Source organism: Nocardioides flavescens (assembly GCF_009823805.1).
GTDB classification, from domain to species: Bacteria; Actinomycetota; Actinomycetes; order Propionibacteriales; family Nocardioidaceae; genus Nocardioides; species Nocardioides flavescens.
The window spans coordinates 58,898-72,567 of sequence record NZ_WUEK01000004.1; the positions used below are offsets into that span (position 1 = coordinate 58,898).

General features: G+C 73.9%; 13 protein-coding genes. 11 read left to right on the plus strand and 2 right to left on the minus strand.

All coding sequences use genetic code 11. The features are described 5' to 3' along the window. The first annotated feature begins 8 nt into the window (after nucleotides 1–8). From alr to GRQ65_RS07400, 8 genes are all read left to right on the plus strand, one after another. Nucleotides 9–1,193 (plus strand): alanine racemase, encoded by a 1,185-nt coding sequence (alr, locus tag GRQ65_RS07365; protein ID WP_439331849.1) that lies wholly within the window; start codon nucleotides 9–11, stop codon nucleotides 1,191–1,193. Next, the gene (locus GRQ65_RS07370) at nucleotides 1,190–2,242 is read left to right on the plus strand and encodes an alpha/beta fold hydrolase (protein ID WP_160876768.1); all 1,053 of its coding nucleotides are present in this window, start codon (nucleotides 1,190–1,192) and stop codon (nucleotides 2,240–2,242) included. The genes alr and GRQ65_RS07370 overlap by 4 nt, the downstream gene beginning before the upstream one ends. Next, nucleotides 2,239–3,183 (plus strand): tRNA (adenosine(37)-N6)-threonylcarbamoyltransferase complex ATPase subunit type 1 TsaE, encoded by a 945-nt coding sequence (gene tsaE, locus GRQ65_RS07375; RefSeq protein WP_160876770.1) that lies wholly within the window; start codon nucleotides 2,239–2,241, stop codon nucleotides 3,181–3,183. Before GRQ65_RS07370 ends, tsaE begins: the two co-directional genes overlap by 4 nt. A gap of 24 nt (nucleotides 3,184–3,207) precedes the next feature. Beyond that, on the plus strand, nucleotides 3,208–3,858 hold the full coding sequence (gene tsaB / locus GRQ65_RS07380; protein ID WP_160876772.1) for a tRNA (adenosine(37)-N6)-threonylcarbamoyltransferase complex dimerization subunit type 1 TsaB: 651 nt from the start codon (nucleotides 3,208–3,210) through the stop codon (nucleotides 3,856–3,858). Further along, complete coding sequence (locus tag GRQ65_RS07385) at nucleotides 3,855–4,319, plus strand: GNAT family N-acetyltransferase (RefSeq protein ID WP_160876774.1); 465 nt, start codon at nucleotides 3,855–3,857, stop codon at nucleotides 4,317–4,319. Before tsaB ends, GRQ65_RS07385 begins: the two co-directional genes overlap by 4 nt. A gap of 2 nt (nucleotides 4,320–4,321) precedes the next feature. Further along, nucleotides 4,322–5,368, plus strand: a complete 1,047-nt coding sequence (gene tsaD, locus GRQ65_RS07390) for a tRNA (adenosine(37)-N6)-threonylcarbamoyltransferase complex transferase subunit TsaD (RefSeq protein ID WP_160877307.1) — start codon at nucleotides 4,322–4,324, stop codon at nucleotides 5,366–5,368. 79 nt (nucleotides 5,369–5,447) lie between these two features. Then, entirely contained in the window at nucleotides 5,448–6,548 is a 1,101-nt protein-coding gene (locus GRQ65_RS07395; RefSeq protein ID WP_160876776.1) for an S-(hydroxymethyl)mycothiol dehydrogenase, read from the plus strand. Next, the gene (locus tag GRQ65_RS07400) at nucleotides 6,545–7,189 is read left to right on the plus strand and encodes an MBL fold metallo-hydrolase (RefSeq protein WP_160876778.1); all 645 of its coding nucleotides are present in this window, start codon (nucleotides 6,545–6,547) and stop codon (nucleotides 7,187–7,189) included. Before GRQ65_RS07395 ends, GRQ65_RS07400 begins: the two co-directional genes overlap by 4 nt. A 332-nt stretch (nucleotides 7,190–7,521) precedes the next feature. Here GRQ65_RS07400 and GRQ65_RS07405 read toward each other — a convergent pair whose 3' ends face one another. Continuing rightward, complete coding sequence (locus GRQ65_RS07405; RefSeq protein WP_160876780.1) at nucleotides 7,522–8,706, minus strand: THUMP-like domain-containing protein; 1,185 nt, start codon at nucleotides 8,704–8,706, stop codon at nucleotides 7,522–7,524. A gap of 156 nt (nucleotides 8,707–8,862) precedes the next feature. Here GRQ65_RS07405 and groES point away from each other — a divergent pair, with 156 nt between their 5' ends. Continuing rightward, nucleotides 8,863–9,156, plus strand: a complete 294-nt coding sequence (gene groES / locus GRQ65_RS07410; RefSeq protein ID WP_160877309.1) for a co-chaperone GroES — start codon at nucleotides 8,863–8,865, stop codon at nucleotides 9,154–9,156. A 141-nt stretch (nucleotides 9,157–9,297) separates the two neighbouring features. Beyond that, on the plus strand, nucleotides 9,298–10,917 hold the full coding sequence (groL, locus tag GRQ65_RS07415) for a chaperonin GroEL (RefSeq protein ID WP_160876782.1): 1,620 nt from the start codon (nucleotides 9,298–9,300) through the stop codon (nucleotides 10,915–10,917). A 278-nt stretch (nucleotides 10,918–11,195) separates the two neighbouring features. Here groL and GRQ65_RS07420 read toward each other — a convergent pair whose 3' ends face one another. Beyond that, nucleotides 11,196–12,641, minus strand: coding sequence for a hypothetical protein (locus tag GRQ65_RS07420; RefSeq protein WP_160876784.1), 1,446 nt, complete (start codon nucleotides 12,639–12,641; stop codon nucleotides 11,196–11,198). A gap of 75 nt (nucleotides 12,642–12,716) precedes the next feature. Between GRQ65_RS07420 and GRQ65_RS07425 the strand changes: the two genes are divergently transcribed. Continuing rightward, nucleotides 12,717–13,601: a GNAT family N-acetyltransferase gene (locus GRQ65_RS07425; protein ID WP_160876786.1), complete on the plus strand. Its 885-nt coding sequence runs from the start codon at nucleotides 12,717–12,719 to the stop codon at nucleotides 13,599–13,601. The last annotated feature ends 69 nt before the right edge of the window (nucleotides 13,602–13,670 follow it).

Genomic DNA, 13,670 nt, shown 5'->3' on the forward strand with positions numbered 1-13,670 from the left:
CACCCTCCGTGCGGGCCGAGATCGTCGTCGACGTCGCGGCCATCCGGCACAACGTCCGCCGGCTCGGCGAGGTCACGGGCACGCCGGTCATGACGGTCGTGAAGGCCGACGGCTACGGCCACGGTCTGCTCGAGTCGGCCCGCGCCGCCCGTGAGGGCGGGGCCGCGTGGCTCGGCGTCGCGACCCTCGACGAGGCGCTCGCCCTCCGCGCCGGCGGTGACACGGGTCCGCTGCTCTGCTGGCTCACGGTGCCCTCCGACGATCCGGGTCCGGCGCTGGCCGCGGGGGTCGACGTGACGGCGTACACGACCGAGGAGCTCGACCGCATCGCCGCCGCCCGGGTGCCCGGCGCCCGGGTGCAGCTCAAGGTCGACACCGGTCTGTCCCGCGGCGGCGCGCTGCCCGCCGACTGGCCCGCACTGGTCGAGCGGGCGCGTCGCGGGCAGGAGGCCGGTGAGCTCACCGTCACCGGGGTCTGGTCGCACCTCGCACGCAGCGACGAGCCCGACGAGGCGGCCAACGACGAGCAGCAGCGGGTCTTCGACGAGGCCCTCGCCGTGGTCGAGGCCGCCGGACTGCGGCCCGAGGTGCGCCACCTCGCCAACTCCGCGGCCGCGCTGCTGCGCCCGCAGGCGCGCTACGACCTCGTCCGCTGCGGCATCGCGTCCTACGGTCTCGACCCCGCCCCCGGCGTGACCCCGCCGCTCGGGCTCCGCCCCGCCATGACCGCACGCGCCTCCCTCGCGCTCACCAAGCGGGTCGAGGCGGGCGCGTCGGTCTCCTACGGCCACACCTGGACCGCCGAGCGGGCCACCACCCTCGGCCTCGTGCCGGTGGGGTACGCCGACGGAGTGCCGCGGATCGCCGGCAACCGGGCCGAGGTGTGGGTCGCCGGCGCGCGACGCCCCGTGCGCGGCCGGGTCTGCATGGACCAGCTCGTGGTCGACCTCGGCGACCTCGGCGACCTCGATGAAGACCTCGACGACGACCTCAGCGCTGGCGCCGAGGCGGTGCTGTTCGGTCCGGGCGACCGAGGCGAGCCCACCGCGCAGGACTGGGCCGAGGCGTGCGAGACGATCAGCTACGAGATCGTGAGCCGCATCGGCGGACGCATGGTGCGCCGCCACGTCGACTCCGACGTCCACGCCCCACCCGACAAGCCCACCAGCTCGCAGACGGAGGACCCCGCATGAGCCTGCGAGGCCGCATCATCGGCGCCGCGGCAGGCGCGACCGGTCTGGCCGCCGGCGCCGCCGTGGTCGGCGTGCGCCGCCAGCGCCGCGCGATCAGCGGTCGCCCCGGTGACAGCACGCCGTTCGGCTCGCTGCGCGCCGAGCCCCTGACGGTCGTCGCCGACGACGGGGTGCCGCTGCACGTCGAGGTCGACGAGCCCGATCGCGCGCAGCAGCCCGGCGACCTGACCGTCGTCTTCTGCCACGGCTACGCGCTCGACCTCGACTGCTGGCACTTCCAGCGGGCCGCCCTGCGTGGCCGGGTGCGCACGGTGTTCTGGGACCAGCGCTCCCACGGCCGCTCCGGGCGCACCGACTCCGAGCACGCCACCATCGACCAGCTCGGCCGCGACCTGCTCGCCGTGCTCGACGCGGTCGTGCCCGAGGGCCCCGTGGTGCTGGTCGGCCACTCGATGGGCGGCATGACGATCATCGCGTTCACCGAGCAGCACCCCGAGCTGGTCGGCGAGCGCATCGTCGGCGTCGGCCTGCTCTCGACCACGGCGGGCGGGCTCGACCCCAGCCGGGTGCTGCTGCCGCTCGTGCCCGCACGCCTCGGCGGCGAGCTGACCGGACGTGCCATCCGCGCCCTGGCGCGCGGCCACAGGGTGGTCGACGGCGTGCGCCGCGCCGGCCGGTCCGTCGCCATGGTGGCCACCGACCTCTTCGCCTTCGGCGACGACGTGCCCGCGGGCTACGTCGAGTTCGTCGACGAGATGCTCTCTGCAACCTCGTTCGAGACGGTCGCGGCGTTCTTCCCGAGCTTCGAGAGCCTCGACAAGTTCGACGCCGTCGAGGTGCTCTCGCGGGTGCCGACCACGATCATCTGCGGCACCGACGACCGGCTCACCTCGATCGGTCACAGCCGCAAGCTCCACGCCCGCATCCACGGCTCCGAGCTCCTCGAGTGCGAAGGCGCCGGGCACATGGTGCTCCTCGAGCGCCACGCCGACGTCGACGCGGCGCTCGAGGCGCTGCTCGACGCCGCCCGCGAGCGGGTGGTCGCATGAGCACCGATCGCAGCGTCGAGGTCACCCGGGTCGGCCCGGAGGCCGTCGACGAGGTCCACGCCGTCGTGCACGCGGCGTTCGAGGCGCGCCCGCCGCTCGACCCGCCGGCCGACGCGCTCAGCGAGACGCGCGAGGCCCTGGCCGCCCGGCTCGCGGCGTACGGCGGGCTGCTGGCGCGGCTCGACGGCGCCCCCGTCGGCGCCCTGGTCCTCGACCCGGTCGGCAGCACGATGTACCTGCGGCGCTTCGGGGTCGTGCCGGGCCACCAGGGCCACGGCATCTCCACCGCGCTCATCGACGCCGCCGTCGAGGTCACCCGGACCGCCGAGCAGGGGTTCGACGACCTGACGGTCGTGGCGCGCGCCGAGCTGCCCGGGTCGCTGCGGTTCTGGCAGCACCAGGGGTTCCGCGAGATCGACCGGCGCCACCCCCACGTCGAGCTGCGCCGGCCCCTGCGCACCGCGGTCTTCCAGGCCCCCGACGCCGAGGCCATGCGCGGCCTCGGCCGCTCGATCGCCGGCCAGCTCGCGGCCGGCGACCTGCTCGTGCTGACCGGCTCGCTGGGCGCCGGCAAGACGACGTTCACCCAGGGACTCGGCGCCGGGCTCGGGGTGCGCGGTGCCGTCACCTCGCCGACGTTCGTCATCGCTCGGGTGCACCCCAGCGAGATCGGCGGCCCGCCGCTCGTGCACGTCGACGCCTACCGCATCGGTGGCGTCGCCGAGCTCGACGACCTCGATCTCGACACCTCCCTCGACCAGGCCGTCACCGTCGTGGAGTGGGGCGAAGGACTGGCCGAGGGGCTCGCCGACTCGCGCCTCGAGGTGCGGATCGTGCGCTCCGAGGAGGTCGGCGAGGACGACGAGCTCGACCCGCGCCGCGTCGAGCTGACCCCCGTCGGGCCGCGCTGGCACGCGTTCTCGTTCGACGGGCTGGGCTGAGTTGGACGCCGAGATGGAGGACCCGTGCTGCTGACCTTCGACACCGCCACGCCGCTGGTGACCGTGGCCCTGCACGACGGCGACGAGGTCGTGCGCGAGCTGGTCTCCGAGCTGCCCATGCGCCACGGCGAGCAGCTCGCGCCGCTCGTCGACACCGCGCTGCGCGAGCAGGGGCTGGTGCGCCAGGACCTCACCGCGATCGGTGTCGGCGTCGGCCCGGGGCCGTTCACCGGCCTGCGGGTCGGTCTGGTCACCGCCCGCACCCTGGCCTACGCGCTCGAGATCCCGGTCTACGGCGTCTGCACGCTCGACGTCCTCGCCGTCGAGGCCGCCGACTCCGGTGCGGTGGCCGGGCCGTTCGCGGTCGCGACCGACGCGCGGCGCAAGGAGGTCTACCTCGCGACGTACGACGCGGACGGCGTGCGCCTCGACGGCCCCGTGGTCGACCGGCCCGCCGAGCTGGCCGCCGGGCTCGCGGCCGGGCTGCCGGTCGTGGGGGAAGGGGCGGTGCTCTACCCCGAGGCGTTCCCCGACGCGGTCGGGCCGACCCGGCCGAGCGCAGGGTGGCTCGCCCGGGTGATCGCCGAGGAGCGCGCCGAGCTGCGCGATCCCGAGCCGCTCTACCTCCGCCGTCCCGACGCGGTGGCCCCCGGCACGCCGAAGAAGGTGTCGTGACCCTCCGCTCCGCCGTCGTCCGCCCCGCGACCGAGGCCGACGTCGACGCGATCGCCGACTCCGAGCTGCACAACCTCGGGGCCGACGCGTGGTCGGCCGGCCTCGTCGCCGAGGGGGTGCGCGGCGCCCTGCCGACCGTGCACTACCTCGTCGCCGAAGACGACAGCCAGGGAGACAGCCGTGGAGAGACCACGGTCGTCGGGCACGCGGTCGCCAGCGTCGTCGACGACCTGGTGGAGCTGCAGCGGATCGCGGTGGCGCCCTCGCACCGGCGTACGGGCGTCGCGAGCGCGCTGCTCGAGGCGGTGCTGGCATTGCCGGGCGAGCGGGTGCTGCTCGAGGTGCGCGAGGACAACGACGGCGCCCGAGCCTTCTACGCCGCCCGCGGGTTCGTCGAGCTCGCGCGCCGGCCGCGCTACTACCGTGACGGATCGACCGCGATCGTGATGGAGCTGACGTGACTGTGACCGACGAGCCCCTCGTGCTCGGCATCGAGACCTCCTGCGACGAGACCGGCGTCGGGATCGTGCGCGGGCACACCCTGCTCGCGGACGCCGTCGCGAGCAGCGTCGAGGAGCACGCCCGCTTCGGCGGCGTCGTGCCGGAGGTCGCCAGCCGGGCCCACCTCGAGGCGATGGTGCCGACGGTCGAGCGCGCCTGCGACACCGCCGGGATCGCGCTGCGCGACGTCGACGCGATCGCGGTCACGAGCGGCCCCGGACTGGCCGGGGCGCTGCTCGTCGGCGTCGCCGCGGCCAAGGCGCTCGCGATCGGCCTGGGCAAGCCGCTCTACGGCGTCAACCACCTCGCGGCCCACGTCGCGGTCGACCAGCTCGAGCACGGCGCGCTGCCCGACCCGTGCCTGGCGCTGCTCGTCTCGGGCGGCCACTCCTCGCTGCTGCGGGTCGGCGACGTCACCGGCGACGTGACGCCGCTCGGCGCCACCATCGACGACGCCGCCGGCGAGGCCTTCGACAAGGTCGCGCGCCTGCTCGGGCTGCCGTTCCCCGGCGGACCCCACATCGACCGCGCGGCGGCGTCCGGCAGCAGCGTCAGCATCGACTTCCCGCGCGGGCTCACCAGCCGCCGCGACCTCGAGCGCCACCGCTTCGACTTCTCCTTCTCCGGACTCAAGACCGCGGTCGCCCGCTGGGTCGAGGCGCGCGAGGCTGCCGGTGAGCCGGTGCCGGTCGCCGACGTCGCGGCGAGCTTCCAGGAGGCGGTCTGCGACGTCCTGGTGCGCAAGGCGCTCGATGCGGCGGCCAGCGAGGGCATCGACCACCTGCTCATCGGCGGCGGCGTCGCCGCCAACTCCCGGCTGCGGGCGATGGCCGAGCAGCGGGCCGGCGACCTGGGCATCCGGGTGCGGGTGCCGCGCCCCGGCCTGTGCACCGACAACGGCGCGATGGTCGCCGCGCTCGGCTCCGAGATGGTGCGCCGCGGGCGACCCGCCTCGGGGCTCGACATCCCCGCCGACAGCAGCCTGCCGGTCACCGACGTCCTGGTCTGAGGCGCGTCGGCGTCGCTCGGTAGGTTCGGGTGAGCAGTCCGCCCCGCAGTCCGCACCGCACCAGGAAGAGGGATCCACCGTGCAGCAGGTCAAAGCAGTCGTCGCGAAGGCCAAGGGCGAGCCCGTCGAGCTCGTCACGATCAACGTGCCCGACCCCGGTCCGGGCGAGGCCGTCGTGCAGGTGCAGGCCTGCGGGGTCTGCCACACCGACCTTCACTACCGCGAGGGTGGGATCAACGACGAGTTCCCCTTCCTGCTCGGTCACGAGGCCGCTGGCGTCGTCGAGGCAGTCGGCCCCGACGTGACCGCGGTGGCCCCCGGTGACTTCGTGATCCTCAACTGGCGCGCCGTGTGCGGCGAGTGCCGCGCCTGCAAGCGCGGTGACCTGCAGTACTGCTTCAACACCCACAACGCCACGCAGAAGATGACGCTCGAGGACGGCACCGAGCTCTCCCCGGCGCTCGGCATCGGCGCCTTCGCCGAGAAGACCCTCGTCGCCGCGGGCCAGTGCACCAAGGTCGACCCCGCGGCCCGCCCGGCCGCCGTCGGCCTGCTCGGCTGCGGCGTGATGGCCGGCATCGGCGCAGCGATCAACACCGGCGCCGTCGGCCGCGGCAAGTCCGTCGCCGTCATCGGCTGCGGGGGTGTCGGCGTCGCCGCGGTCGCGGGCTCGGCCCTGGCGGGCGCCTCGCCGATCATCGCCGTGGACATCGACCCCAAGAAGCTCGAGGCCGCCAAGGCCCTCGGCGCGACGCACACGGTCGACTCCTCGCAGGCCGACCCGGTCGAGGAGATCAAGCGCATCTGCGCCGAGACCTACGAGGGCGCCGACGGCGCCGACGTGGTGGTCGAGGCCGTCGGTCGCCCCGAGACCTGGAAGCAGGCGTTCTACGCCCGCGACCTCGCCGGCACCGTCGTCCTGGTCGGTGTCCCGACGCCGGACATGAAGGTCCCCGAGCTCCCGCTCATCGACGTCTTCGGCCGCGGCGGCGCGCTCAAGTCCAGCTGGTACGGCGACTGCCTGCCCGACCGCGACTTCCCGATGCTCGTCGACCTCTACCGCCAGGGTCGCCTCGACCTCGACGCCTTCGTGACCGAGGAGATCGGCATCGAGGACGTCGAGGCGGCGTTCGACAAGATGCACCAGGGCGACGTGCTCCGCTCGGTCGTCGTGCTGTGAGCGGCGCCGTACGCGTCGACCACGCGACCGCGTCGGGCACGTTCTCGCTCGACGGCGAGGTCCACGAGGTCGAGAACAACATCTGGGTCGTCGGCGACGACACCGAGTGCGTCGTCATCGACGCGCCGCACTCGGTGGAGGCCATCTCCTCGGTCGTCGGCGAGCGGAAGGTCAAGGCGATCCTCCTGACCCACGCCCACGACGACCACTGCAAGATCGCGCCGGCGCTGCGCGAGGCGGTCGTGGCGCCGATCTTCCTCAACCCGGCCGACCGGCCGCTGTGGGAGTACGCCCACCCGCAGGACGAGGACGGCAACCTCTGGGACCTCGACCTGCCCGACGGCTGGTCGATCACCGTGGGGGAGGGGGACGAGGCCGTCTCGCTGACCGCGCTGCACACCCCCGGCCACGCGCCGGGCAGCACCTGCTTCCACTCCTCCGAGCTCGGCTGCGTCTTCACCGGCGACACGTTGTTCAACGGTGGGCCCGGGGCGACCGGGCGCTCGTACTCCGACCGTCCGCTGCTCGAGGCGTCGATCCGGGAGCGGCTGTTCGTGCTGCCCGAGGAGACCGTCGTCCACACCGGCCACGGTGACGACACCACCATCGGCGCGGAGAAGGCGGCCTCCGCCGACTGGTGACCGCCGACCCGGCGCGAAGTGCTGTCAAATGTACGCCGACCCGGCGTGAAGTGCTGTCAGAGGTACGCCGACCCGGCGCGTAGTGCTGTCGGAGGTACGCCGACCCGGCGCGTAGTGCTGTCGGAGGTACGCCGACCCGGCGCGAAGGCTGTCACCTCGCGCTGGGTCGGCGTCGTTCGAGTAGCAGAGTGCGCTGGGCCGGCGTTGTTCGAGTAGCAGAGTGCGCTGGGTCGGCGTTGTTCGAGTAGCAGAGTGCGCCGGGTCGGCGGCGTGCGAACGGCAATCTGCGCCGGGTCGGCGTACGGGCAGCAGCACTCTGCGCCGGGTCGGCGTCAGAACGGGCGGACGAGCAGGCAGGTGCCGCGGCCGTCGAGGCGGGTCAGCACGATCGTCGCCTCCTGGTCACCCGACAGGGCGAGCCGCTTGCGCAGCTGCTCGGGGACGACGTCGACGCCGCGCTTCTTGATCGTCAGGCGACCGACGCCGCGCTCGTGGAGTGCGGCGCGCAGCTGCTTCTCGCGGTGGGGGAGCACCTCGAGCACCTCGTAGCCGCGGGCGAAGGGAGTGCGGAACGCCTGGTCGCTCGTCACGTAGGCGATCTTGGGGTCGACCAGCCCGCCGGCGACGCCGGCGGCCACCGCGGTCACGAGGCCCGCGCGGATCACCGCGCCGTCGGGCTCGTAGAGGCAGCGTCCGAGCGGGACCACCCCGACCGCGTCAGCGCCGGGGTCGTCCTCGTCGGTCAGCGTCGCGAGGCCACCGTCCCCGATGACGGTGGCGCGGCGCGCGGTGGTCGCGAGCCGTCCGCCCCACAGCACGGCCTCCTTGACGTCGCCGCGGTCGCTGACCCACTCGGCCTCGACCCCCTCGGGCACGACGTCGTGCGGGATGCCGGGGGCGGTCTTGACGCAGGCGTCGCGGGCGAGCAGTCCGAGGACGAAGGGCCAGGGCGGCGTCCAGTCGTCGGGCGAGAACGTCCGTCCGCGCGCCGTACGCCGGGCCGGGTCGGCGAACGCCACGTCGAACGGCGACGCGTCCACCGCGGTCGCGTCGGCCACCGAGACCGCGCCGGGCAGGCCGAGAGCGGCGAGGTTGGCGCGGGCGACCTCCACGCGGACCGGGTCGAGGTCGACGCCGGCCGCGGTCAGTCCCGCACGGGCGAAGGCCACGAGGTCGCCGCCGACGCCGCAGCCGAGGTCGACCACGGTCTGCGCCGAGAACGCCGCCAGGCGGGCCGCGCGGTGGGCCGCCACCGGCGCCCGCGTCGCCTGCTCCAGACCGTCGGGCGTGAACAGCATCAGCGCCGCGTCGTCACCGAACTTCTCGACCGCCCTGGCGCGCAGCGTCGCCTGGGTGAGCGCGGCCGAGAGGTGGGCCGCGGACACGTCCCCGGCCGCCCGGGACAGCCGCGCGTGCGCTCGCAGGGGGTCGGGCTCCTCGGCGCCCACCTCGGTCGCGACCGCGAGCACCCGACGTCCCGCGTCGGTCTGCAGCCAGAGCACCGCGTCGACGTCCACCCGCCGATCCTGTCAGCCCGCCACCCGCTCTGGCACTCGTCGCCGGGGAGTGCTAGTTTCGTGGTTGGCACTCTCGGTGTGAGTGTGCCAATGGACTTCAGTTCCACCACCCGCCAGATCAGCTGACTACGCAGCACGAAAGTGGAGGTCGACATCGTGTCGGTCAACATCAAGCCCCTCGAGGACCGCCTCGTCGTCAAGCCCCTCGAGGCCGAGCAGACCACGGCTTCCGGCCTGGTCATCCCGGACACCGCCAAGGAGAAGCCCCAGGAGGGCGAGGTCGTGGCGATCGGTCCGGGTCGCATCGACGACAACGGCAACCGCGTCCCCCTCGACGTCGCCGTCGGCGACAAGGTGATCTACAGCAAGTACGGCGGCACCGAGGTCAAGTACTCCGGCGAGGAGTTCCTCATCCTCTCGGCGCGCGACGTGCTCGCCGTCGTCTCCTGATCGACCAGATCCTTCCCGCGGGTCGCGCGGCCGGACGGCGTGCGAACGCCACGGCTGTGCGGCCCGCGGTCTTTTCTGCGCAAGACCTCGTCTGTGCAAGACCCATGTGCAACACCTGATGTGCCTTCCTGAAGGAGAGCAATGCCCAAGATCCTCCAGTTCGACGAGAACGCTCGTCGTGCGCTCGAGCGCGGGGTCGACGTCCTCGCGAACACCGTCAAGGTGACCCTCGGCCCCAAGGGCCGCTACGTCGTCCTCGACAAGAAGTGGGGCGCGCCGACCATCACCAACGACGGTGTGACCGTCGCCCGTGAGGTCGAGCTCGACGACCCGTTCGAGAACCTCGGCGCCCAGCTGACGAAGGAGGTCGCCACCAAGACCAACGACGTCGCGGGTGACGGCACCACCACCGCGACCGTGCTGGCGCAGGCCATGGTCCACGAGGGCCTCAAGGCCGTCGCCGCCGGCGTGAACCCGATGGGCCTCAAGCGCGGCATGGACCAGGCCGCACAGGCCGTGTCCGACGCGCTGCTCGAGTCGGCCCGCGAGGTCGAGTCGAAGGAGGACATGTCCTCTGTCGCCACGATCTCCAGCCGCGACGCCCACATCGGCGAGCTGCTCGCCGAGGCCTTCGACAAGGTCGGCAAGGACGGCGTGATCACGGTCGAGGAGTCCAACACCATGGGCACCGAGCTCGAGTTCACCGAGGGCATGCAGTTCGACAAGGGCTACATCTCGGCGTACTTCGTGACCGACACCGAGCGCATGGAGACGGTCCTCGACGACCCCTACATCCTCCTGCACCAGGGCAAGATCTCCTCGGTCTCCGAGCTGCTCCCGCTGCTCGAGAAGGTCATGCAGAGCGGCAAGCCGCTGTTCATCCTGGCCGAGGACGTCGACGGCGAGGCGCTGTCGACCCTGGTCGTCAACAAGATCCGTGGCACCTTCAACGCCGCCGCGGTCAAGAGCCCGGCCTTCGGCGACCGCCGCAAGGCGATGATGCAGGACATCGCGACCCTGACCGGCGGTCAGGTCGTGGCCCCCGAGATCGGGCTCAAGCTCGACCAGGTCGGCCTCGAGGTGCTCGGTCAGGCCCGTCGCGTCGTGATCACCAAGGACAACACCACGATCGTCGACGGCGCCGGTGACGCCGCCGAGGTCGAGGGTCGCGTCAACCAGATCAAGGCCGAGATCGAGGCCAGCGACTCCGACTGGGACCGCGAGAAGCTGCAGGAGCGCCTGGCCAAGCTGGCCGGCGGCGTCTGCGTCATCAAGGTCGGCGCGGCCACCGAGGTCGAGCTCAAGGAGAAGAAGCACCGCATCGAGGACGCCGTCTCGGCGACCCGCGCGGCCATCGAGGAGGGCATCGTCCCCGGCGGTGGCTCGGCGCTGATCCACGCGGTCTCCGTCCTCGACAAGGACCTCGGCCTGTCGGGCGACGAGGCCGTCGGCGTGCGCGTCGTGCGCAAGGCCGCCGACGAGCCGCTGCGCTGGATCGCCGAGAACGGCGGAGTCAACGGCTACGTCGTCACCTCCAAGGTCCGCGAGCTCGGCATCGGCCAGGGCTACAACGCGGCCACCGAGGAGTACGGCGACCTGGTCGCCCAGGGCGTCCTCGACCCGGTCAAGGTCACCCGCTCCGCGCTGATCAACGCCACCTCGATCGCGGCCATGCTGCTCACGACCGAGACGCTGATCGTCGACAAGCCCGAGGAGGAGGAGCCCGCCGCGGCCGGTCACGGCCACGGGCACGGTCACTGACCTCCTCCGCTCGACCCAGCACCACCTGCTCCACCCCGCGACCCCGGCAGCCCCTGGCTGCCGGGGTCGTCGGCGTCCCGGGGGGTGGTTTCGAGACGGCCGTAGCCGGCCTCCTCAACCACCGCGCCCGGTGGTTGGGGAAGGACGAAGTCCTGTCTCGAAACCACGGTCGGTCAGCGTGGTGTCGAGACGGCCGCAGCCGGCCTCCTCAACCACCGCGCCCGGTGGTCGGGAAGGACGAAGTCCTGTCTCGGAACCACCCTCACCAGTAGCGGTGGTCAGCTCGTGCAGGCCGGCTCGGGGGTGGCGCGGTCCTCGCCGCGCAGGAGCCAGACGGGGCGGCCGTCGCAGGCGGTGCCGGCCCGGACGTAGCGGCGCTCGACATCGGCGCGCAGGGCGTCGCCGGCGGCGTGGTCCCAGGTGTCGAAGTCCCACCACTCGACGAGCCAGGTCGGGGCGTCGGGGCCAGCGACGAGGGTGCGCAGCTCGACCAGGTCGGGGTCGAGGGCCCGCATCGGCAGGCTCCAGAGATAGGGGTAGGGCGAGGCCAGGCCGCTCTCGAGCTGCACGTCGGCGCGGCCGCCGAAGACGACGAGGGTGTCGCCCGGCTCGGCGACGGCCGCCAGGGCGACGCCGGTGTCGCGCTCGGAGAACTCCTGGCGCCCGGCGAGGTTCCAGACGCCCCAGCCGGCCAGGCACACCAGCGACGACGCGACGGCCAGGCTCGCCACCGCACGGCGCGCCCGGGCGCCGACCAGCACGAGGGCCAGCAGCGCTCCGGGCACCAGCCCGAACGCGTAGTCCTGCCAGAAGCTCCCGCCCGCGACCAGCGAGGCGACGTCGAAGATGACCATGGCGACGACGGCCCCGGTGAGCGGGGCGTCGTGACGCCACTGCCCGCGCAGCGTGACGGCGTACGCCGCGAGGGCGGCGCCGAGCCCGGTGACCACGACGATGAGCAGCAGCACCAGGGCCCGGCGGGCGGGTGCGGCGGCCGAGCCCTCTGCCAGCGCGGCGGAGGCGTCGGCGCGGAAGCCGTAGACGGCGTACCAGAGCACCGACAGCCGCACCCCGGCGACGAGCGCCCAGGCGATCGTCGCCAGCACCGGCACGGCGGCTCCGAGGGCGACCGCGGGCAGCAGCCGCCGGGTGCGGGGGGTGGCGAGGAGCAGCACGCCGACGAGGACGAGCGCCCCAGCGAGGTTCTGCTTCAGCCCGAGCGGCGCGGCCGCGAGCAGCCCGGTGAGCACCGCGACCGGCCACGGGTGGCGGGTGCGCTCGCGAGCGAGTCGGACCGCCAGCACCGCCGCAGCGAGCACGAACGGCAGGGCCAGCACCTCGCCCTTGACCGCGACCACGTCGATCGCGGGCGTGACGACGAGAGCGGCCGCCGCGGCGGCGACCCACGGCGCCGCGCCGGGGCGATCCAACTCGACCGCGAGCCGCCAGGCGAGGAGCACGACGACCGCGCACGCCACGGCGCCCAGCACCCGCACGGCCAGCGGGCCGGCCAGGGCGTCGGCGGTGCCGAAGAGCGCGACGAGGGACGGCGGTCGGTCGACGAAGTAGGGGCCGAAGACGCTGCCGGGAGACGGGTCCCATGCCCGCGCCACGAGGGTGAAGCCCGCCTCGTCGGCGCGGACCGGGCGGGTCAGCCCCACCAGCCGCACCACGAACGCCGCCGCCGCGAGCCCGGCGACCAGGGACGGGGGACGGCGCGGCACGACAGTCAGTGTCGCGGACCCCTGCCGAAACACGGGTGTCGCCGTCCCGCAACGTCGTGAGGTCACCCTGGCCCCATGCTCTGGCGCGTCCGCACGACCCTGCCCGACCGGCCCGGTGCCCTGGCCCTGCTCGCCGAGCAGTGCGGGCTGGCCGACATCAACATCCTCGGCCTGCAGATCTTCCCCGGCATCGGCGCGGTGACCGACGAGCTCGTGCTGCGCACCCCGGAGGAGTGGGACGCCGCGCGCCTGGTCGCGCTCGTGGAGGGCGCGGGCGGGCTCGGCGTCCGCGCGCTGCGGTGCACCGAGGCCGCGCTGGCCGACCAGCCGACGCGCTACGTGCGCGCGGCGCAGCAGGTGCTGGAGGAGCCGCACCGCTTCCCCGAGGTGGTGGCCCGGCTCTTCGACGCCGCGGCGGAGCCCCCGGAGGTGGAGACCGGCGTCGCCGACCCCGCGCAGGTCATGGAGCTCGCGATCGGCGAGGTCCAGGTGCTGCTGCACCGCTCGATGCCGTTCACGGCCACCGAGCTCGCCCGGGGCGCGGCCCTGGCCGACCTCGTCGCCGACGCCCTGGCCCACGCCGCGCCGGCGGCCCCGGCCGCGCACGTCGGGGCCATGCCGGCGTACGCCGTCCAGCCGCCCGTCGTGCGCGCCGTGGTCGACGGTGCCGAGATCGGCCGCGCGATGCTCGGTGAGGAGGTCGAGGAGGGGGTGCCCGCGATCTCGTTGCGGGTCGAGCCCGCGTGGCGCCGGCGCGGGGTCGGCACCCGGCTGCTCGTCGAGGTGTCCCGGCTGGCCCAGAGCGCCGGGGCGAGCGAGGTCGTGCTGCGCACCTCGGCGGGCAACCAGGCCGTGCTGCCGATGGTGCTCGCGGCCGGGTTGCGCGGGCGCATCCGGCTCGCGGGCGACGAGCTGAGCGTCCGGGTGCCCGTGCGCGAGCTGCGGCCGCTCGCACGCTGACGCGGAGCGGCCCCGCGGAGCCGTCGGTGACGCCGACGTCACCCTCGCCGAGGTCGGGAGGAGGCGGGC